The sequence below is a fragment of the Modestobacter marinus genome, from assembly GCF_011758655.1.
GTDB classification, from domain to species: Bacteria; Actinomycetota; Actinomycetes; order Mycobacteriales; family Geodermatophilaceae; genus Modestobacter; species Modestobacter marinus.
The window spans coordinates 385,637-405,772 of sequence record NZ_JAAMPA010000003.1; the positions used below are offsets into that span (position 1 = coordinate 385,637).

General features: G+C 72.4%; 17 protein-coding genes. 7 read left to right on the forward strand and 10 right to left on the reverse strand.

Annotated features, from left to right (window positions below):
• The first annotated feature begins 32 nt into the window (after nt 1–32).
• Nucleotides 33–1,004, forward strand: a complete 972-nt coding sequence (locus tag FB380_RS22840; RefSeq protein WP_166757618.1) for a hypothetical protein — start codon at nt 33–35, stop codon at nt 1,002–1,004.
• A 240-nt stretch (nt 1,005–1,244) separates the two neighbouring features.
• Here FB380_RS22840 and FB380_RS22845 read toward each other — a convergent pair whose 3' ends face one another.
• Nucleotides 1,245–1,595 carry a phage major capsid protein gene (locus FB380_RS22845; RefSeq protein WP_166757619.1) on the reverse strand — a complete coding sequence of 117 codons (351 nt, stop codon included), beginning with the start codon at nt 1,593–1,595 and terminating at the stop codon, nt 1,245–1,247.
• A gap of 248 nt (nt 1,596–1,843) precedes the next feature.
• Nucleotides 1,844–2,491, reverse strand: coding sequence for a hypothetical protein (locus tag FB380_RS22850; RefSeq protein ID WP_166757620.1), 648 nt, complete (start codon nt 2,489–2,491; stop codon nt 1,844–1,846).
• 1,520 nt (nt 2,492–4,011) lie between these two features.
• Between FB380_RS22850 and FB380_RS22855 the strand changes: the two genes are divergently transcribed.
• Nucleotides 4,012–4,890 (forward strand): AAA family ATPase, encoded by an 879-nt coding sequence (locus FB380_RS22855; RefSeq protein ID WP_229682335.1) that lies wholly within the window; start codon nt 4,012–4,014, stop codon nt 4,888–4,890.
• A gap of 66 nt (nt 4,891–4,956) precedes the next feature.
• Nucleotides 4,957–7,491 carry an excinuclease ABC subunit UvrA gene (locus FB380_RS22860; RefSeq protein WP_208383960.1) on the forward strand — a complete coding sequence of 845 codons (2,535 nt, stop codon included), beginning with the start codon at nt 4,957–4,959 and terminating at the stop codon, nt 7,489–7,491.
• A gap of 151 nt (nt 7,492–7,642) precedes the next feature.
• Here FB380_RS22860 and FB380_RS22865 read toward each other — a convergent pair whose 3' ends face one another.
• Both FB380_RS22865 and FB380_RS22870 read right to left on the reverse strand, forming a co-directional pair.
• Nucleotides 7,643–8,851, reverse strand: a complete 1,209-nt coding sequence (locus FB380_RS22865; protein WP_166757622.1) for an amidohydrolase family protein — start codon at nt 8,849–8,851, stop codon at nt 7,643–7,645.
• Between the two features lie 86 nt (nt 8,852–8,937).
• Entirely contained in the window at nt 8,938–9,483 is a 546-nt protein-coding gene (locus tag FB380_RS22870; protein WP_166757623.1) for a hypothetical protein, read from the reverse strand.
• A gap of 217 nt (nt 9,484–9,700) precedes the next feature.
• On the opposite strand from FB380_RS22870, the gene FB380_RS22875 reads away from it, so the two are divergent.
• The 4 genes from FB380_RS22875 (at nt 9,701) to FB380_RS22890 (ending at nt 13,752) form a co-directional block, all read left to right on the forward strand.
• Nucleotides 9,701–11,521 carry an FAD-dependent oxidoreductase gene (locus FB380_RS22875; protein ID WP_166757624.1) on the forward strand — a complete coding sequence of 607 codons (1,821 nt, stop codon included), beginning with the start codon at nt 9,701–9,703 and terminating at the stop codon, nt 11,519–11,521.
• 143 nt (nt 11,522–11,664) lie between these two features.
• Entirely contained in the window at nt 11,665–12,084 is a 420-nt protein-coding gene (locus tag FB380_RS22880; protein WP_166757625.1) for a DUF6153 family protein, read from the forward strand.
• A gap of 86 nt (nt 12,085–12,170) precedes the next feature.
• Nucleotides 12,171–12,776 carry a DUF305 domain-containing protein gene (locus FB380_RS22885; protein WP_166757626.1) on the forward strand — a complete coding sequence of 202 codons (606 nt, stop codon included), beginning with the start codon at nt 12,171–12,173 and terminating at the stop codon, nt 12,774–12,776.
• An 88-nt stretch (nt 12,777–12,864) separates the two neighbouring features.
• On the forward strand, nt 12,865–13,752 hold the full coding sequence (locus FB380_RS22890) for a F510_1955 family glycosylhydrolase (protein WP_229682336.1): 888 nt from the start codon (nt 12,865–12,867) through the stop codon (nt 13,750–13,752).
• A gap of 11 nt (nt 13,753–13,763) precedes the next feature.
• Here the strand turns inward: FB380_RS22890 and FB380_RS22895 are convergent, their stop codons facing one another.
• From FB380_RS22895 to FB380_RS22920, 6 genes are all read right to left on the reverse strand, one after another.
• Complete coding sequence (locus FB380_RS22895; protein WP_166757627.1) at nt 13,764–14,255, reverse strand: hypothetical protein; 492 nt, start codon at nt 14,253–14,255, stop codon at nt 13,764–13,766.
• Complete coding sequence (locus tag FB380_RS22900; protein WP_166757628.1) at nt 14,252–15,217, reverse strand: metallophosphoesterase family protein; 966 nt, start codon at nt 15,215–15,217, stop codon at nt 14,252–14,254. Before FB380_RS22900 ends, FB380_RS22895 begins: the two co-directional genes overlap by 4 nt.
• 93 nt (nt 15,218–15,310) lie before the next feature.
• A complete protein-coding gene (locus tag FB380_RS22905) occupies nt 15,311–15,715 on the reverse strand; it encodes a hypothetical protein (protein WP_166757629.1) in 405 nt (134 codons plus the stop codon).
• 5 nt (nt 15,716–15,720) lie between these two features.
• Nucleotides 15,721–16,269 (reverse strand): hypothetical protein, encoded by a 549-nt coding sequence (locus FB380_RS22910; protein ID WP_166757630.1) that lies wholly within the window; start codon nt 16,267–16,269, stop codon nt 15,721–15,723.
• Nucleotides 16,266–18,332, reverse strand: a complete 2,067-nt coding sequence (locus FB380_RS22915; RefSeq protein ID WP_166757631.1) for a PEP/pyruvate-binding domain-containing protein — start codon at nt 18,330–18,332, stop codon at nt 16,266–16,268. Before FB380_RS22915 ends, FB380_RS22910 begins: the two co-directional genes overlap by 4 nt.
• Before the next feature lie 63 nt (nt 18,333–18,395).
• A complete protein-coding gene (locus FB380_RS22920; protein WP_166757632.1) occupies nt 18,396–20,087 on the reverse strand; it encodes a serine hydrolase in 1,692 nt (563 codons plus the stop codon).
• Between the last annotated feature and the right edge of the window lie 49 nt (nt 20,088–20,136).

The window sequence follows — 20,136 nt, forward strand, 5'->3', positions numbered from 1 at the left end:
GTCCTTGATCACTACCTGCGGAGGCGCCTGACGTGGGCAAGATGCGAAATTGGCATGCATTCCTTCAGGTCGCTGCCACTGGGCCTGCGGGTGGTGCTCCGATCGATCGGCGATCTAAATCTTGGGTATTGCTTCCCAAGACGGCGAGCAGTCTTCTCTGCTCTATCCCGGACATCACCTACTGGGATGACCATTGGCGGGACAAGCCCGGCTATCGCGGTGCCACTCACCAGTACCACCACGATGCAAAGATCGATATTGACTACGCGGAACTGGCTGAGTCGTTCGGGCAGATCCAGCAGTATTTTAAGACCGAGGCGTATAACGACCTGAACTTCGACGGCGGGTTGCTCAACTTCTGTTTCTCTGGGCATGGCCGTGAGGGAGACGGCGCGCTGTGTCTCGCGAACGACACCTTCCTGACTCCCGACGACTTTCTAGACTTCTGCCTCGAGATTCGTCGTGCCGCACCTGGGACGGAGCGCCTACGTATCGCGGTCATGCTCGACTCCTGCTTCTCGGGAGCCTTCATCCTTCGAGCCTTGGAGGCGCTACTTCACGAGCATGATGACGACCTCGTTCCTGAGTATCTGCTGGCATCGTCGATGCCAGACGAGGAGTCCTTCGAGCTGCCGTCGATAGGACATGGGCTTTCAACATTCTGTTGGTCACTCCAACCGCATAGTCCGGGCAGTCTCGTCGCTACGGCTCACGGCATGCCTGGACTCACTTGGTCCATAGCCGCCGGTCCGCAAGGGTGTTCCTTCGTGACAGGCGGCCTGCAAAACCCAATTAAATACGACGAGTATGAGTTACAGATTGCTGGTGGCCGAGTGCCCGTGTACGTGAACGACGAGTCCATGGAGGTGAGAAGTCGAGAGGATTGGGAGCGGGACCTCAGGGCACACCGCGACAAGTTGCGCGATGCGATTGGTTACCTACACCCTGGCGGCCGGTTCAGGATCGAAGTGCAAAACGTCGACACGGCCTACGGATCCTCCTGACATGAGAGCGCTCCGCGGAATCGGGTGATCAGTGATGCCGCCGAGCGCTCTCGCATGTGCACGGTGGTCGGGACTCGTGATGTGAAGGCCGCTACTCGTGCGGGCATGAGTGACCCGATCGCCCCACACGATTCCTTTGGCCTGCAACTCCGTGACCGTGCTTCACGGCAGTAGATGTCATGGGTAGCACCCGCGAGGCGGAATCCCGGTAAGGTTTACGCGTTCCCCGGTGTGGACCCGTCAGGTCGCGGCGAGCCGGATCCGCACCAGAGCCGGCAGTGTGCGGGGAGCCAAAGCCGACCCGGCAGGTCGCCGCACGGCGACCCGGTCGCTGGTGAAGAACACCGACCGGTCGGCCTTGACCTCAGCGTTGCGCTGGACGGCGGTCACCACCCGGTCGGCGGGCAGTCCCCAGATCGTCCCGACCGGGGCCTCCGGGGAGGTTGGCAGCGGCACTCCGAAGATCACCCGCCGGGTCGCCGGGGTCGGGTCAGGGGACAGCAGTGGTTTGCCCGACCCGGTGGCTTCCTTCAGGTTGGCCAGCACCAGCGCCGTCACCGGGTTGGTGACGAAGTCAGCACCCGCGAGCACAGCGGGTTGAGCGCCACGGAGGCGGCCAGGACTGGCTTGATGAGGAGGTCTTCGACCTGCTCGGGGTGACGAGGGGGCCGGCGGTGCCGGCGGTAAGAATCATGCGCGCTGGCTCCGAAGGAGGTCAGCCCCGGTGTTGGTAGGGGTGATTGCTCGGGCCACGGATTTTAAGGTGCGCCACTGGCGCGCTAGCCACGGCTCCAGCGCCGGGCCTGTAGACCGCAGCAAGTGGAACGGCTGCCCGCAACTTATGCCACGGGCTCAGGCTCGGTCGGGTACATATCGTTTACCTCCCTGCCCAACTTTCGCAATTCCTGCACGTCTAGCCACACGCCGTCAGGTTCGTGGGCCATGAGGAAGTCGAGGAAGTCTTGGACGTTCTTGGGCTCCTCTGCGGACAGCCCGGGATAGAACTCGTGCTTCATCTGCGTCGACATCTCCCAGTCGCCTAGATATGTAGCAGCCAGAGCGATAGCGGCTGACCAAGTGCCTGACGAGGCGTCCTCGGGTAGCTTCATGCGCTTTACCGCCGCGACGAGTCCGTCAAGGAGCGGCGAGCGCGCATAGCCCAGATTCAGGCATACTGCCAACAGTTTTCTTGACTGCTGACGCAGCTGGTGTGATTGAAAAATGAGCCCGAGGGGCAGTGCCACCGCGACCGGAAGCAATAACAGTGAGATCGGTGCAGACATTAAGCCAATGAGGACGCCTAACGGGAGGGCGACTCCGCCGCGAAACTCCGACTCAGACTTCAGGCGGTCGTACTCCTCGGCTTGGAGAGGAACCTTCTCACACAACTGGACCGCGGCCGACTCTAGGCTTTCGAGCACGTAATGAAAGGGGACCACCTGACACGCTAGGGCCGGCGCTCCCGCCTGCGCGAAGCTGGCAGTCATCGCGCTCTCAAGCGGCATTGTCACAGAATGTGGATCCTCTGCCATGTGATCGTGGAGTCGGTAACCTAGTCGCTGCACTCGACCACGAATACCACGAGCGTTGTGCTGCCTGGACGGGTCGATAGTGGCGAAGCCCAAGGCAATTAAGCGACGCCCGAGTGCCAACTGCAAGGGTGTGGCAATGCAGCCAATAAGATAAGTGCTCAAGACCAGGGCGGCTATCGCTATGGTTTGCGGAAATGTGTCCACAAGCGCCTGCACCTGAGCCAGGCCAGCGTTGACTCGCAGCCTGTCCCACCGCGGCACGGCGATCACGCAGATAACGGCGACCCACAGCGCCCCTACGGTGGCAGGGGTGCGCAATTGTCGAACACCCGGAAGAACTGTAGCAAGTAAATTCACGACGGCGCGCCTCCGGTCCGGTACGGCGTCGAATTCTGCCGCGACCGCCCGCGCGCGCGCGTCAGGCGCGCATGTACGCAATCACAGAGGGGGTCATCGAGCCACGACGGACACGATGGCCCCACCGGTTGCACCGGACGCCCTTACTCATGCCCGCGCAAGACGCCTCCCCAGGTGACGCCGCTGCCCTGATCGCCGGCCGCCCGGCGGTCCTGCGCGAAGCCTCGGGTGGGCGGCGGCGGCTTCAGAAGGTAGGGCTTGCTGTCGCCCAGCGCGGAAACGGCTTCGGCGACCTTCTACAGGTCAATCTCGCCGGCCACGTCCAGCAGCTCGACCAGCTCGACGTGCTGCCACAGGTCGGCCGGATCGTGGAGCTGGGCGGCCAGACGTGCCGCCTCCGACCCTGGCTGACCGCGACAGATGCGGCCGACGGGCGAATCGTCGCGTTCCTCGCCGGCCCCAGCCGGTCACATCCGCTGGATCGAGGACTGGTCGCGCGCCTGCGGCTCGCCGCGAAACGAGTCCTCCTTTCCGCTCATCGACCCGGACGTGGCCGTGGAGCGGTCGCCGGGGCCGAACCGACTCGGCGTGAGATCCGGGGGCCTGCTGCTGGCGATGGGCGTCGACAGGAACGGCGCGCCCGGAGCGGACGGACGCCCGATCACGCAATCAATCGGGCCGGTGAGGCATCGCTTACTCATCGAGAACGTACTGAGACGAGCTCATCCACTCAACGTGGACCAACATGATTTGTGCTAGTCATCGCGCCTTTTTGCAGACCATCGCTGTTGATCAACTAGGTCAAGATCAAATCGCAGGGTTATAGGTTCAAGTCCTATCGGGGGAGCCACATGAGGCCCTGACCAGCAATCGTCGCTGGTCGGGGCTTTCCTGTTTCTCCGACAGGAAGTTCGATGCGCTCCTCACCGGTAGTCGGGGGTGCTCTGTAGTCCGTCCATCGCTGTCGCTGGGCGGCGACTCACCACGGGCTCCGTCTCCGGGGCGCTTAGGCTCGCGGCATGGCGTCCAACCGCAAGCCACTGGACGACCTCCGCGAGACCGTCGGTCGACTCAGCGATCAGCTCCCGCGGCCCGGTCTGCGGGGCGTGGACGACCTGGTGAGCGACCTCTTCGGCGGTCGCCCAGGGCCGGCTCGGCCGCTGTCCGTGGTGCAGGCGGAGCTCGATGGGCTGGTCGGCCTGGAGGCGGTGAAGGAACAGGTGCGGGCGCTCGTCGCCTTCCTGCAGGTGCAGGCGCGCCGCAAGGCGCACGGGCTGCCCGATGCGGCGACGTCCCAGCACCTCGTGTTCCTCGGCAACCCGGGCACGGGCAAGACCACGGTGGCGCGGCTCCTGGCCGAGATGTACCGGGCGGTCGGCCTGCTGCAGAAGGGCCACCTCGTGGAGGTCGATCGGGCCGCTCTGGTCGGGCAGTACGTCGGTGCGACCGCGATCAAGACCGACCGCGTGATCCGGCGGGCACTCGACGGCGTCCTCTTCATCGACGAGGCGTACTCGCTGTCCCCGGAGGGCGACGGCCGGCTGGACTTCGGGCCGGAGGCGATCGAGGTCCTGCTCAAGCGCATGGAGGACCACCGCCACCGCCTGGTGGTGATCGTGGCCGGCTATCCCCGGCTGATGGAGCAGTTCCTGCTCTCGAACCCCGGCCTCCGCTCACGATTCGCCCGCGAGATCGAGTTCCCCGACTACTCGACGGACGAGCTCGAAGCGATCTTCACCAACGTCCTGGCCCAGCACGAGTACGTGCTGGAGGCCGGCGCCGAGGTGACCCTTCGCCGCACCCTTGGCGGCCTCACCTCGGATCAGGAGTCAGGTAACGCGCGTTTCGCCCGCACGCTGTTCGAGCAGGCGCTCAACCGCCAGGCGCTGCGGCTGACGCGCGACGCAGGCCAGAGCGTGGATGCGCTCGACCGTGCCGACGTGTCGACGCTCACCGCGAGCGACATCGCCGAGGCTGCGCACACGCTGGGCGAATAGCCGGAGCGCATCGGTGCCGGTGCCCCGCGCGCGGCCCCAGCGTGAGCCGGCGTCAGGCTGGTGACCGTGATCGACGAGTCCGGCCCGCCCGCTGCCCTGCCGGTGGACTCCTGCGTCCGGGTCCGCGGCTCCCGCGAGCACAACCTGCGCAACGTCGACGTCGAGGTGCCCCGGGACGCGATGGTCGTCTTCACCGGCGTCTCCGGCTCCGGGAAGTCGTCCCTGGCGTTCGGCACGATCTACGCGGAGGCGCAGCGCCGGTACTTCGAGTCCGTCGCCCCGTACGCCCGTCGGCTCATCCAGCAGGTCGGCGCTCCGGCCGTCGACGAGATCACCGGGCTGCCGCCCGCCGTGGCGTTGCAGCAGAGCCGGGGCGCGCCCAGCAGCCGCTCCACCGTCGGGACCGTGACGACGCTGTCCAACTCGCTGCGCATGCTGTTCTCCCGCGCGGGCACGTACCCGCCCGGGACGACCGAGCGGCTGGACTCCGACGCCTTCTCGCCGAACACGTCCGCGGGGGCCTGCCGCGAGTGCTCGGGCCTCGGCCGGGTCCACCAGGTCACCGAGGACTCCCTCGTGCCCGACCCGTCGCTGAGCATCCGGGACGGCGCGATCGCCGCCTGGCCGGGCGCCTGGCACGGCAAGAACCTGCGCGACATCCTCGTCGAGCTCGGGCACGACATCGACCGGCCGTGGCGGGACCTGCCGCAGGCCGAGCGCGACTGGATCCTGTTCACCGACGAGCAGCCCGAGGTCACCGTGCACCCGGTCCGCGGGGTGGGCCAGGTGCAGCGGGACTACCAGGGCAGGTACACCGGCGCGCGGGCCCTGGTGCTGCACACCCTGGCGAACTCCAAGAGCCCGACTCTGCGCCAGCGGGTGCTTCGCTACGTCCGCACCTCACCCTGCCCGGTGTGCGGCGGCAGCCGGCTCCGGCCCGAGTCGCTGGCCGTCACCTTCGCCGGCCAGAGCATCGCCGAACTGGCCCGGCTGCCGCTGTCCGCGCTGGTCGAGACGTTCCGGGCGGCCGCGCAGGCACGCGGCACCACCGCCGCATGGGCGGCGGCGGACTCGGGGGAGACCACCGACGTCGCGGTGCGCATCGCCGCTGACCTCGTCGCCCGGATCGAGGTGCTCACCCGCCTGGGCCTGGGCTACCTCAGCCTGGACCGGACCACCCCGACGCTCTCCCCGGGCGAGCTGCAGCGGCTGCGGATCGCCACCCAGCTGCGGTCCGGGCTGTTCGGCGTGGTCTACGTGCTGGACGAGCCGTCGGCGGGGCTGCACCCGGCCGACGCCGAACCGCTGCTGGCGGTGCTCGACCAGCTCACCGCGGCCGGCAACTCGTTGTTCGTGATCGAGCACGACATGGGGCTGGCCCGCAGGGCGGACTGGATCGTCGACGTCGGCCCGCACTCCGGTGAGCGCGGCGGCCGGGTGCTGTACAGCGGTCCGGTCGCCGGCCTGGCCGAGGTCGAGGAGTCGGTGACCCGGCGCTTCCTCTTCGATCGGGGACCCGTGCCCAGCCGGCCGCGGCGGCAGCCCTCCGGGCAGCTGCGGCTGCGCGGCATCGACCGGCACAACCTGCGCGACGTGGACGCCGACGTCCCACTGGGCGTCTTCACCGCGGTCACGGGCGTCTCCGGCTCGGGGAAGTCGACCCTGGTCAGCCAGGTCCTCACCGACGCCGTCGCCCGGCACGTCGGCTCGCCGGCGGCCTCCCCGGCCGAACCGGACGACGCCGACGACGACGCCGACGACGACGTCCAGGACACCGACGGGACGTCGATGCGGGTCGAGGGCCTGAACGCCGTCGACCGGCTGGTGCGGGTCGACCAAAAGCCCATCGGGCGCACCCCGCGGTCGAACCTGGCCACCTACACAGGCCTTTTCGACGCGGTGCGCAAGCTGTTCGCCGGTACCGACGAGGCGCGGGCGCGCGGCTACAGCGCCGGGCGGTTCTCCTTCAACGTGGCCGAGGGGCGCTGCCCGACCTGCCAGGGCGAGGGGTTCGTCACCGTGGAGCTGCTGTTCCTGCCCAGCACCTACTCGCCCTGCCCGACCTGCTCCGGCGCGCGGTACGACCCGGAGACGCTGCAGGTGACCCACCGCGGCAAGAACATCGCCGAGGTGCTCGACCTGACCGTGGAGGCGGCGGCGGACTTCCTCGCCGACCTGCCGTCGGTGGCCACCAGCCTGCGGGTGCTGCAGGAGGTGGGCCTGGGGTACCTGCGCCTCGGCCAGCCGGCGACGGAGCTGTCCGGTGGTGAGGCGCAGCGGGTGAAGCTGGCCAGCGAGCTGCAGCGGGCCCGCCGCGGGCACACCCTCTACGTCCTGGACGAGCCGACCACCGGCTTGCACCCCGCCGACGTGGAGCTGCTGGTGCGCCACCTGCACCAGCTCGTCGACGCCGGCAACACCGTGGTGGTGGTCGAGCACGACATGGACGTCGTCGCGGGCGCCGACTGGGTCATCGACCTGGGCCCCGGGGCGGGCGACCAGGGCGGTCGCATCGTGGCCGCCGGCCCGCCCGAGCTGGTGGCCGCCGCCGCGGAGAGCCGGACGGCCCGCTTCCTGGCCCCCCGGCTGCCGGCGTCCTGACCCCCGCCGTCAGCTCCTCGCCGTGCGGGCCACGACCGTCCTGGCGACTCGCGGGTGACACGGCAGCACCGGCCGATCGGCTGGTGTCCGTCGTCGCCACTTGTCGGTCGCGTCATCGAGCCCTCGACCGTGGTCAGCCCGCGATCCCGGGTCACTCGGCGATCGGTGAGCGCGGTGCCGAGTGGCCGGCGCGCCACACCTGTTCGATGGTCCGGGTCCGGGTGATGTCGTGCTCGGGGTCGCCCTGGACCAGGACGAGGTCGGCACGCAGGCCCGGCGCGATGCGGCCTCGGTCGGTCAGGGCGAAGGTCGCGGCGGGAGCACTGGTCGCGGCGGCCAGGGTCGCCGCCGGGGAGACGCCGGCCTGCGCGAACAGGTCCAGTTCGTCGTGCAGGCTGGCGCCGTGGGCGGTGCCCGGGCTCGATGCGTCGGTCCCGGTGAGCAGGGGCACGCCTGCACCGTGCAGCTGGGCGACCGCCGACAGGGCGAGGTCCAGGTCGGCGCGGGCGCCCGGCCCGGTCGGGAAGTCCATCGTCAGCATGGCCTTCTGTCGCGGGTCCAGGGCGGGCCCGAGGTGGGGATCGGCGGCCAGTGCGCGACCGCGGTCGTGGCCCGAGCGGGCAGCGAGCGAGGTGAGCGTGGGGATGACGAACACGCCGCGGTCCACCATGGCGTCCAGCAGTTCCGTGGCGAGCGGCTCGTCGAGGAACAGGTGGGCCAGGCCGTCGACCCCCGCGTCGACGGCGAGCCTCGCGTGGGCCTGGGTGAGCGCGTGTGCGACGACGAGCAGGCCGTGTGCGTGCGCCGCAGCGACCAGAGCCTGGACCGTGTCGGCGGTCAGCGTCGGCACGGCATGTCCGGTGGTGGTGCCGTCCTCGAGGACCACCTTCAGGTAGTGCGATCCCTCGGCGACCCGGGCCGCGACGAAGGCGTCGGCGTCCGCGGGCCCCTCGAGCGTGGGGAACGGCGGCAGGAGGCCCTGTGCGACCAGCCGGGTCGGATGCCCACCGGGTGCGGTCGCGCCGATGCCGGCTGAGCGGAGGTCCGCCGCGGTCGGGTCGGCGGCGGCCTGCTGCACCAACGTCGTCACGAGGGCGGGGTCGGCGAACATGTCCAGTTCCGTGGTGACCCCAACCCTCAGCGCCGCGTGGAGTGCGCCGGGGAAGACGTGCACGTGTGCGTCGGTCAGGCCGGGCAGGAGGGTGCCGCCGCGGGCATCGACCACCGGTACACCGGCCGGCGCGGTCAACCGCGCGTCGACTGCGGCGATGCGTCCCTCGACGACCAGCACGCACCCGCGGGGCAGGAACCGCTCCCCGTCGAACAGCTTCGCTCCCACGATCAGGACGCCGTCCTGCACCGCGTCACCTCCGTCGTCCGGGCCGGACACCCGGCGGCCAGTGCCCTGACCAACGGCAGAGGCGCGCGGTGTCGGATGGAGGGTGGTCAGCCCTTGGTCACGGCCACTCCGCGATACGTCCCACCGACGCCGACCTGGGCGTCGACCGTGCGCAGCTGAGCCCTGGCCTGCTCTGCGCGCAGGATGATGGTGGCGTCGATCGCGCCGCCGGGCCGGGTGATGCCGGCGTACCTGAGGTCCCCGGTCGCAGGTACCCCGTCGACCGTGCCGGTGAAGTCGCCGTCGAACCTGAAGACGTCCCGGAACGTGCCGGGCGGGGAGCTCAACGCCTCGAGGCAGGGCGCGTCGATGAGCGCCGTGGTCGTCCCGCTGGCCACGCCGTCGAGCGTGCCGGTGAACGTGAGGGTGCCCTCGACCTGGAACAGGCACGTGCTCGTGCTGACGTCCCGTGTCTCCAGGCTGGAGAAGTCGATGGCAGCGGTGAAGGCCCCTGCCGCGTGGACTCGTTGCGCGGATGCCGCCTGCGTCGCGGCAGGCTCGTGTGTCGTCGCACCGGCCGCCGACGTGCCACCGATGAGGACGAGCGTGATCGCGGAGAGGACGACGGCTGACCGGGAGACGATGCGCAGCACGACTGCACCCTTCGTCGTGTCTCAGTTCCTGCCGTGGATCGTCCTGCCGCACCCGTCGCGACGTCAACGGGTTGCTCCCGGGTCGTGCACCGCTCGTGTCGGACTCTTCGGCGCACCGTCGGAGTCCAAGAGGTCGCGCTCTCAACCACCGACCTGTGATGCGTGGCACAGTCGCGGGTGACCACCGTGGCTGTGGTCCATCCGAGGGAGGAACTCGATGACGCCGTCAGCACCGCAGGCCTCGACCCCGGCTGAGCCCGCCGTCACCACCGACGTCCTGGTCGTCGGCTCCGGCCCGGCGGGGGCGTCGGCCGCGCTGCTCCTCGCCACCTACGGGACGTCGACGCTGCTGGTCACCAAGTACGGCCGGCTGTCCGACACCCCGCGGGCGCACATCACCAACCAGCGCACGGTGGAGGTGCTGCGCGACGTCGGCCTGGAGGAGCGGCTCCTGCAGGAGGCGACGCCCTGGGAGTCGATGGGCAACACCACCTTCTGCACCAGCCTCGCGGGGGAGGAGCTCGGCCGGATCCCCTCCTGGGGCACCGACACGGTCCGGCACGCCGACTACGAGCTGCAGAGCCCGTGCGCGATGCTCGACGCGCCGCAGACGATCACCGAGCCGATCATGGTGCAGGCCGCCCAGGAGCGCGGGGCGCGGGTCCGGTTCGACACGAGCTACGTCTCCCACGTCCAGGACGACGACGGCGTCACGACCACGCTGCAGGACCGGCTGACCGGGCTGACCTACACCGTCCGCTCGAAGTACCTGGTCGGGGCCGACGGCGCACGCAGCCAGGTGGCCGCCGACCTCGACCTGCCCTTCGAGGGCCCGGGCGCCGTCGGGGGCGCGCTGAGCATCGTCTTCGAGGCCGACCTCTCCCGCTTCGTCGCGCACCGGCCGTCGGTCCTCTACTGGATGCTGCAGCCCGGCGCGGAGAAGGAGGGCGTCGGCCTCGGCGTGCTCCGGATGATCAAGCCCTGGACCGAGTGGATGCTCATGTGGGGCTACGAGGTGGCCGCCGGCCCACCCGACCTCAGCGACGAGTTCGTCCGGGAGCTCGCGGTCGCGCTGGTCGGCAGCGACGACTTCGAGATGCGGGTGAAGTCGAGCTCGCCGTGGACGGTGAACCACCACTTCGCCACGACGATCGCCCAGGGCCGGGTCTTCTGCGCCGGCGACGCCGTCCACCGGCACCCGCCGACCAACGGCCTGGGGTCCAACACCTCCATCCAGGACTCCTACAACCTGGCCTGGAAGCTCGCCCACGTGGTGGCCGGGACGGCGGACCCGTCGCTGCTGGAGACCTACGACGCCGAGCGGGCACCGATCGCCCGGCAGATCGTCGAGCGGGCCAACCAGAGCATCGCCGACACCGGGAAGATCCTGAGCGCCCTCGACCTCGAGCACACGGAGGCCGACGCACTCGAACGCCAGCTCGCACTGTGGAAGGCGCCGGGCGCGGAGGGCGAGAAGATCCGGGCCGCCGTCCGGGAGGCCATCGCCTACAAGGCCTACGAGTTCGACGCCCACGGCGTCGAGCACAACCAGCGGTACGCCAGCTCCGCGGTGGTCCCCGACGGGACGCCGATGCCCGAGTACCGCCGGGACCCGGAGCTGTACGCGCAGCCCACCACCTGGCCCGGCGCCAAGCTCCCGCACACCTGGGTGACCCGGGGCGGCGTGCGGACCTCCACCCTCGACCTCGTCGGCCGCGGCCGGTTCAGCGTGCTCACCGGCATCGGCGGAGCGGCGTGGCTCGCGGCTGCCGACACCCTCGGCGAGGAGGCCGGGCTGTCGCTCACCACCGTCTCGATCGGGCCGGGTCAGCCCGTCGAGGACCCGTACGGCACCTGGGCCGACCTGCGGGAGATCGAGGACGGCGGCGTCCTGCTCGTCCGCCCGGACGGGTACGTCGCCGCCCGGTACCCGTCCTCACCCCCGTCGGAGCAGCAGGCCGCCGACTGGCTGGCCGCGGCACTCGGCGCCGTCCTCGGCCGCGACCTGGGCCGGGGCCTGGACCGGGCCCAGCGGTAGGGAGGCGCGCGCGGCGGGCGTCCCGGTCGGTCGGTGCCTGCGCGCACCAGCGGGCCCGACCACCTTGGTCAGCGCAGGTACCTTCGGACGCGTCGACGGACCGCCGGGCAGGTCCGCGACGGCGGGCTGAACCGGGGGGTGTCATGCGAGGGCGGCGGATCTGGGCGCTGCTCGCGGTGGCGGCCGTGCTGGCCATGCACGGCGTGCAGTGCATGGGCGGGGTCGTCGACTCGACCTCCACCCCGCCGGCCGCAGTCGCCCCGTCCGACTCCCACCACGGCGCCGCCGCCTCCACGGCCGACGGCATGCACCACGTCACCACACCCGCGTCCACGCACCAGGACGCCGCTCCGCACGGCATGCCCGCCCACGGAGCGGACGTCTGGACGGTGTGCCTCTCGGTGCTGTTCACCGCGCTGACCTCCCTGGGCGTCGCGGTCCTGCTGCGCGGGCGGACCACCCTCTCGCTGCGGGGGCCGCCGCCGTCGGTGCGGAGGCTCCGGCACCTCCTCCGGCCCGCCCCGGCGCCGGACCTCGCGTCCCTCTGTCTCCTGCGGATCTAGGCCGAGTGCCCGCCCCGTCCCAGCACCCGTGCTGGGACGGGGCCCTCAGGCATGCCCTCATCCGCAGGTAGACAGGAGACATCTCGATGACCCGCACCACCGCACGACTCGCCCGCCTGACCGGCGGGCTCATCGCCGGCGCCGTCGTCCTCACCGGCTGCGCCGGCGAGGACGGCCCCGCCGTCGACGCAGGCCGCGCCACGGCCCCGGCCGAGGGGTTCAACGACGCGGACGTCGCGTTCGCGCAGGGCATGATCCCGCACCACGAGGGCGCCCTGACGATGGCCGAGGTGGCCGTCGACCGTGCCCAGGACCCGCGGGTCCGCGACCTGGCCGAGCGGATCGAGGCCGGGCAGGACCCGGAGATCGACCTCATGACCGGGTGGCTGGAGCAGTGGGGTCAGCCGATCGCCGCGGACGACACGGCCGGCATGGACCACGGCGGCAGCGGCCACGGCGACATGGACATGGACGGGATGGACATGGCCGACATGCCCCCCGCCGGCGCCGACTTCGACCGGATGTGGCTGCAGTCGATGGTCGAGCACCACGACGGCGCCGTCGTCATGGCTGGGACGGAGCTCGAGGAGGGGCAGGACGACGAGGCCGTCGACCTGGCCCGGCTGATCGTCGAGACCCAGACACAGGAGATCGAGGAGATGCAGCGCCTGCTCGACGAGCTCGGCGGCTGAGCCCTCCGGGGCGGGGACGGCGGCTGGGTCCGCCGTCCCCGCCCTGCTCACCGTCCGGCCTGTTCCTCCCCTGATCTCAGGAGACCCGATGTCCGTCCTGCGCCGCCCTGCCCGCCGTCCTCCCGCCCCGCGGTGGTCGTCCGCCGCCCCCGTCCCGCTGCTCCTCGTCGCCGTCCTGGCCGGGTGCTCGTCCTCCGGCTCCGACCGGGCGCCGGACACCGTCCCCGCGTCCGGACAGCTGCCGACCAGCCACGTGCACGGCGTCGGCATCGACCCGGGCAGCGGCTCGGTGCTGGTGGCGACCCACGAGGGCCTGGTGCAGGTCGCCGACGGAGCCGTCACCCCGGTCGGGCCGACGATCGACCTGATGGGCTTCGCCGTCGTCGGCCCCGACCACTACCTGGCCTCCGGGCACCCGGGCCTGCACTCCGACCTGCCGAACCCGGTCGGTCTGATCGAGACCACCGACGCCGGTCGCACCTGGTCGCCGCTGTCCCGGCAGGCGGAGTCCGACTTCCACGGCCTGACGGTGAGCGACGCCGGGGTCCTCGGCTTCGACGGCTCGCTGCTGTCCAGCGGCGACGGCCGGACCTGGGAGCCGCTCTCCATCCCCGCCGAGCCGCACACGCTCGCGGCGTCCCCGGACGGGACACAGGTGCTCGCGACCACCGAGCAGGGCCTGCTCCGCTCCACCGATGCGGCGTCCTCGTGGTCGCTCGTCGAGGGGGCGCCCCTCCTGCAGGTGGTCACCTGGATCGACGAACGGGAGGCCGTCGGCGCCACGCCGGCCGGCGCCGTCTGGGTCACCGCCGACCGGGGCATGACCTGGCAGGAGGTGGCCCAGCTGGGTTCGGCGCCCGAGGCGGTGACGGCGACGTCGGACGGCGGGGAGGCGCGCGTCGTCGTCGCCACCACCGAGGCCCTGCTGGAGTCCTCGGACGGCGGACGGACCTTCGAGACGCTGCTGGAACGCTGACGAGGGGCCGGCTACCTGCCGGCAGACGTGGCCCGGACCCGCTCGGTCCGGGCGTCCCGGGACGCCGGGTGGCCGGCGGTGAGCCAGCGGAGCAACCCCCGGTCGGCCGCCGCCGCGGCCAGCGTCGCGGTCACCAGGGCGGCGCCCCACGTCGTCGGTGCGAGCCAGGCCTGCTCGGTCAGCGTCGCTGGGAGGTTCGCCGCGGCGTGCAGTGCCAGGGCGGGGAGACCCGCAGCGCCCACGGCCAGCACGCCGAGCGCCAGCACGGCGGCCAGCCACCGGTCCGCCGCCGCGTGGCCGCGTCGCCGGTGGGTGAGCAGCCGCCGGCAGGCCCACGCGGCGGCGACCAGCCCGACCACGCCGCTGACGACGACGAGGTCCCCGTCGGTCGCGATGCCCACACCACCTCGGCCGCCGGCTGCCCGGACCGCCAGCGCGGGCGCCAGGACCGCGCCCAGCACCAGGACGGCGTACCCCGCGACGAGCGCGCCGTGCCGGGTCATCGGCCCTCCCGGGCGCGCAGCTCGAACCGGTCGAGCACGCGCCCGTCGGCCCGGACCGCCCGGCCGGTGAGCCGGTCACCGGCGACGTCCACGTGCAGGTACTGGAGGGCGGAGGCGGCGGCGACGGTGGTGTCGCCGCGGCTCACCGGGGTGGTCTTGCACCCGCCACCGCTGACCACGTGGGTGACCCCGTGCACCGGGCGGCTCCGCTCGTAGTGGTGGTCGTGGCCGGTGAGCACCAGGTCGACGGCCCGGCGGGCGAGGATCGGCTCGATCGCCTCCTGCGCGCCCGGGGTGTTGCCGTGGGAGCCCGAGGAGTAGACCGGGTGGTGCATGCAGACGACCTTCCACTGGTTGGCCGAACTGGCCAGGGCGTCGTCGAGCCACTCCAGCTGCGCGGGCGCGTCCGCACCGAACAGCCCGGGCGCGCTGGAGTCCAGGTAGAAGAAGTCGACCGGTCCGTGGCTGGTCGTGTAGTTGCGCGCCGGGGTGCCCAGCAGGCGCAGCTCGGCGTCGATCTCGGCCAGGCTCGCGTCGCTGTGGTGCAGGGCGCCGTCGTGGTTGCCGATGGCGAGCTCGAACCGGACGCCGGCGTCGATGAGCGGGCGCATGGGCCGGGTGAACACGTCGTCGAACCGGTCCTCGACGGAGCCGTAGTAGCAGAGGTCGCCCAGGTGCGTGACCAGGCCGTACGGCGAGCTCTGGTACCCGTGCGCCATCCGCTCGGCGACGGCCATCGCCTGGCGCCCACCACTGCCGGTGTCCCCGACGGCCGCGAACGTCAGCTGGTCCGGGCGCTGCGACCAGGCCGCCGCCGGGAGCGTGAGGCGGTGCATCTCCCCGGGCACCAGGTCCTCGCGCCCGAGCGTCGACCACAGCTGGCTGCTCAGCCCTCCACCGGCGAGCGACCCGGCGACCCCCAGTCCGGCGGCGAGCAACTGTCTGCGACTGAGCTGGGGCACGACGCGGTCTACCTCCGGGAGCTCGGGTGGGCGGCACCTGGCACAACGACCCGTGCGCGCCCGGGTGTTCCGGCACCGCCGGGTCTCGGCGTGTCACCCGTCGCGGGACCCCGCCCCGGCGGCGGGGGTGACGGTCTCCAGGTGCCGGACGTCGACCAGGAGGTGCTGCACCCGGGTGTCGGACAGGCACCCGCGCAGCTCGCGCCGCTCGAACTCGTCCAGCCCCGGCCGCAGGCGGAAGGCGAACACGCCGTCCGCCACCGTCCGGAAGGACTCGGCGACCACGTCGGCGTTCACCAGCAGCCGGCAGGTGCTCACCAGGCCGCGGGTCATCTCCTCCCGGACAGCAGCCGGGTCGTCCTCCTGCGTGACCTGTGCGGCGACGACGACGTCGGTGAACGACCCCTCCGCTTCGTCGAGATCCACCGTCATCAACTCCGCCCGCAGCAGCAGCAGCCCCACGGTGACCACGGCCGCGAGGCCCAGCCAGAGCAGCACCCGCCTCACCGCGGTCTGCCCACCGCCGAGGGGCCCAGCAGCAGCCGCACCGCCGGGTCCCCGCTGCGGGCGGGGCCGGCGAGCCCCTCGGCGCGCGAGGGCACCAGCGGCTCGTCCGGGAAGGCGATGTCACGCAGCGAGGCGGCGAGCTCCTCCTCCACGCCCGCTCTCGCCGAGGCACCCGCCAGCCGTTCCACCAGCCAGGCGACGCCGGAGACGAGCACGCCGCCCCCGAGCAGGACCGGGATGAAGATGTGCGCGCCGTCCAGGTCCTGTGGCCGCAGCCAGCGGAAGGTCGGCGACTCCATCGGCGCGGCCCGCAGCCGTTGCAGCGGGTCGGGCCGGTGCCCGGTCGGGGGGTGGCTGCGGGTCGCCGCCTCGAGCCGGTTGAGCCGGCGCAGCACCACCGCCGTGCACATGCCCACCAGCGCGGCGAGGAAGAGGATGCCGACCAGCTGGGCGCGGTGCCACTCCCACCGGTAGACGTAGACCAGCACGTAGCCGCCGGACGCCAGCAGCGTGACGACGGCCAGGGCCCAGCTCAGCTTCTTCACGACTCCTCCTGCCGATCGACCTGCCCGGTGGCGCCGTCGACGCGGACGACCGTCCCCGGGGGGAACCGGTCCAGCGCGTCGGACACCCCGACGGCGGTGGGCACCCCCGACTCGCGGGCCAGGATGGCCAGGTGCGCCAGGACGCTGCCGGTCTCGGCGACCAGGCCGGCCAGCCGGGGGAGCAGGGGTGCGAGGCCCGGGTCCAGGGTGCGGACGACGAGCACTGCGCCCTCCGGCGGGTCGGCGCCCTGGTGCACCGGGCCGGTCCCGGTGCCGCCACCCGCGCCGGTGGCGCCCGTGCCGCCACCGACCGGGACCGGGTGACCGGTGTCGCTCAGCCGGAACCGGGCCGGCAGCGGCTCGCCGGGGACGACCGGCCGGGCGGTGAGCGGTGCGGCGTCGTCGGTCACCGCGGCGGTGAGCTCGTCGAGCCCCACGCCGCGGACGTCGTCCGGCCGGGGCAGCCGTCCCGCCGCGGTGAGCCGCTCGGCCAGCACCCAGGCCGCCCGGGCTCCCGCCTCCTGCAGCCAGCGCGCCCGCAGCCGCAGTGCCTCCCGGAGGACGCCGGGCTCGGTCTCGTCGCCGGGCGGACCGGCCTCGGGGGCCTGGACGCCGGGCGGCAGGGTGGGCCGGGGGCCGACCTGGGGCGCCGCCAGGGCGAGCACCACCGGGTGCTCGGCGACGATCTCCGCGTCGGTGAGCCCGGCGCGGCGGGCGTTCGCCAGCACGCGGAGGGCCGTGGTGGCCCCCGTGGTGCGTGGCGCCTGCGGGTCGACCAGCAGCCCGACCAGGAGCTCGTGGGCGTGGACGGCGGTCAGGGCCGGTCGCAGCCGGTGCAGCAGCGCCACCAGCTGACGGTCGTCGAGATCGGCGAGCCCCGGCACCTCGACCAGCGCGGCGTCGGCGGCGTCCACCACGTCCCGGGCCAGCGCAGGGAGGGCGGACCGCAGCCGACCCACCCGCCAGGACGCGTGCAGTCGCCGGAGCCGCGGCCGTGGGTCCAGCCGCTCCCACAGGCTCGGGGACCCGCCGCGGGGCTCGAGCAGGTCCAGGTCGACGGCCACCCGGCCGGCCACGACCGGCACCAGCGGCGAGGCGTCGACCGCGGCCGCGGGAGCCGTGCCGGCCAGCACCAGGGCGCGCCCCAGCGCCTCCCGCAGCGGGGTGACCCACAGGTCCACCTCGAGGGGCTGCAGCGGTTCGGGGAAGGTCTCGGTGACCGGCCCGGGACCCAGCACCGGCCCCTGCGGTCGCCCCCGGGGCTCCGCGGTGACCGGCCGGCTCTGCAGCAGCCGCAGCCGGCCGTCGTCCCCGTACCCCCACTCGACGTCCTGCGGGCCGCCGAACAGCTCGGCCGTGCCGGCCGCCAGCTGCGCCAGCTGGCGCAGCTGCCGGCGGTGCAGCCGCGCACCGCCGTCGCCCGTGCTGACCGCGACCCGTCGTCCGTCGGGGTGGAGCTCGTAGCGGCTGCCGTCGACCTCCCCGCTGACCAGCCGGTCCGGGCCGCCCGTCACCGCGGCCACGACCAGCCGGTCCTCCCGGCCCGACACCGGGTCGATGCCGAACAGCACGCCACCACACCGCGCCGACAGGAGCGGCTGGACGAGGACGGCCAGCGGCTCCCGCCCGGTCAGCGCCTCCGATGCGGCCGCCGCCTGCTCCCGGGAGGCGATCACCACGTCCACGGCGCGGCGGAACTCCGCCTCGCCCCGGACCCCGACGACCGACTCGAACCGGCCGGCCATCGAGGACTCGCCGAGGTCCTCGACGGTGGAGCTGCTGCGCACCACGAGCGGCCGGGTGCCGTCCGCGGAGAGGTCGCGCCAGGCGTCCTGCACCGGCCGCGGCCACGGCCGGCCGGCGGCCAGGACCTCCACCGTCGAGGTGGTCAGCACGAACCCCGGCAGCACCGGCAGCCCGGCCTCCGCGGCCGCCGCCAGGGCCGCGGCCTTGGCCCCGGTGAGCGCGGGGTCATCCGCGCGCGGGTCGTCCAGGTGCAGGACCGAGGGGCGGCCCGAGGTGTCGGGGTCGCCGGAGGAGCCGGCGGATCGGATCGGGTGCACGGGTGAGGGCTACCCGTGCACCCGGCCGGGATGCGCGTCGGCGCTCCGACCGGCGGGCGCCGGTCACTCGCGGGTGAAGGTGCCCAGCCCCGTCCGGTCGTAGAAGTCCAGCCGCACGCTCGTCGCCGTCCCCGCCTCGTCGACGGTGAACAACGCGCCGGCCAGGCCGGTGGCGTTCTCACCGATCGACTCGAAGGTGAAGACGTCGCCCGACCAGTGGGTGAGCGGGAACGTCGTCGGTGCCTCCGGCGGGCCCATCGTCATGGTCAGGTCACCGCCGTCGGCGGTCACGGTCAGCGGCCCGTAGTAGGAGTTGGCGTAGGTCCCGGCGTAGACGCCGAGGTCGCGGGCCGGCTGCGGGTCGGCCGCCGGCTGGGACCAGTCAGTCTCCGGCGCCTGGGACGCCTCGATCTGCTCGAAGGCCCAGGAGGTGAACGCCAGCCAGTCGATGGTCGGCTCGCCGTGGTCGGCGATGTCGAAGAAGGCGGCGGTGATGGCCTCCGGGATGCCCTGCGGGCGCCCGTTGGTCAGGACGACGATGCCCAGCTCCTCACCGGGGAGCATGAGCACGTTCGTGGCCGCGCCCAGGTTGAACGCGCCGGAGTGGCCGAGCCTGAGCCGGCCGGCGTCGTCGTAGGACACGTTCAGGCCCAGCCCGTAGAAGCCGGTGCGGCCGGCGAGCGCCGCCGGCGGGTTGTTGACCGCGTGCGGCAGGCGCGTGGTGGCGAGGGCGTCCGGGTCGACCACCGGCGTGCCGTCGTACACCCCGCCGGCCAGCTGCAGGCGCATCCACTGGGCCATGTCGCGCACCGAGGAGCTCGCGCCACCGGCAGGGGCCTCCGCGTCGGCGTCCCGGGTGTACCGGGCCGCCCATGTCCCGTCACCGGTCGGCACGTGGATCAGCGCCCGGTTGGGCTCGGCCTCGTAGTCGGCGTGGCGGTAGCTGGTGTCGGTCATGCCGAGCGGCTCCAGCAGCCGCTCCTCGGCGAGGTCCTCCCACGGCATGCCCGCGGCCATCGCGGCGGCCTCGGCGCCCGCAGTGAAGCCGAAGTTGCTGTAGCTGTAGCTCGACCGGAACGGCAGCAGGGGCTGCTGGTCCAGGCGGCCGAGGATGTGGTCGCGGTCGTAGCCGAGGTCCTCGAGCAGGTCACCGGAGCCGGTCTGCAGGCCGCTGCGGTGCGACAGCAGGTCGGCGAACGTGGCGTGCTGGGTCACGTAGGGGTCGTTGAGGGCGAAGGACGGGTTGGAGGCGATGACCGGGTCCTCGAAGTCGAGGACCTCGTCCCCGACCAGGCCGGCGATGACGGTGGAGGCCAGCGGCTTGGACAGCGACGCCAGCTGGAACACCGTGTCCGGGTCGACCGGTGCAGGTTCGCCGACCTCCCGGACGCCGTAGCCCTCCGCGTGCACGACCTCGTCCTGGTGGACGACGGCGACCGCCATCCCGGGGACCCCGGTGCGCTCCATCGCGTCGGCCACCAGACCGTCGATCGCGGCCACCGCGGCGTCCACCTGCTCCTGGCTCAGCAACGGCGGCACCTGCGCCGGCGGCATGGCGGGAGGTGCGCTGGAGGTCGCGCCCGCGGGCTCGATGGCCGGGGCGACCGCCGCGCCGCACGCCGCCGTCGACGCCGTGACGGCGGCGACGACCGCGGCGACGCCCAGCGAGCGACGCCGGGGCCGGCCGCGCCCGGGGACGCGGTCGCGCGCCGACCGGTGGGAGAGGGGGAGTCCGGTGCGTGTGGAGTCGGCCACGGTGCACGGTCCAGTCCGGCACCGCTGAGGTGCCCGGTCGTGTGCGCGA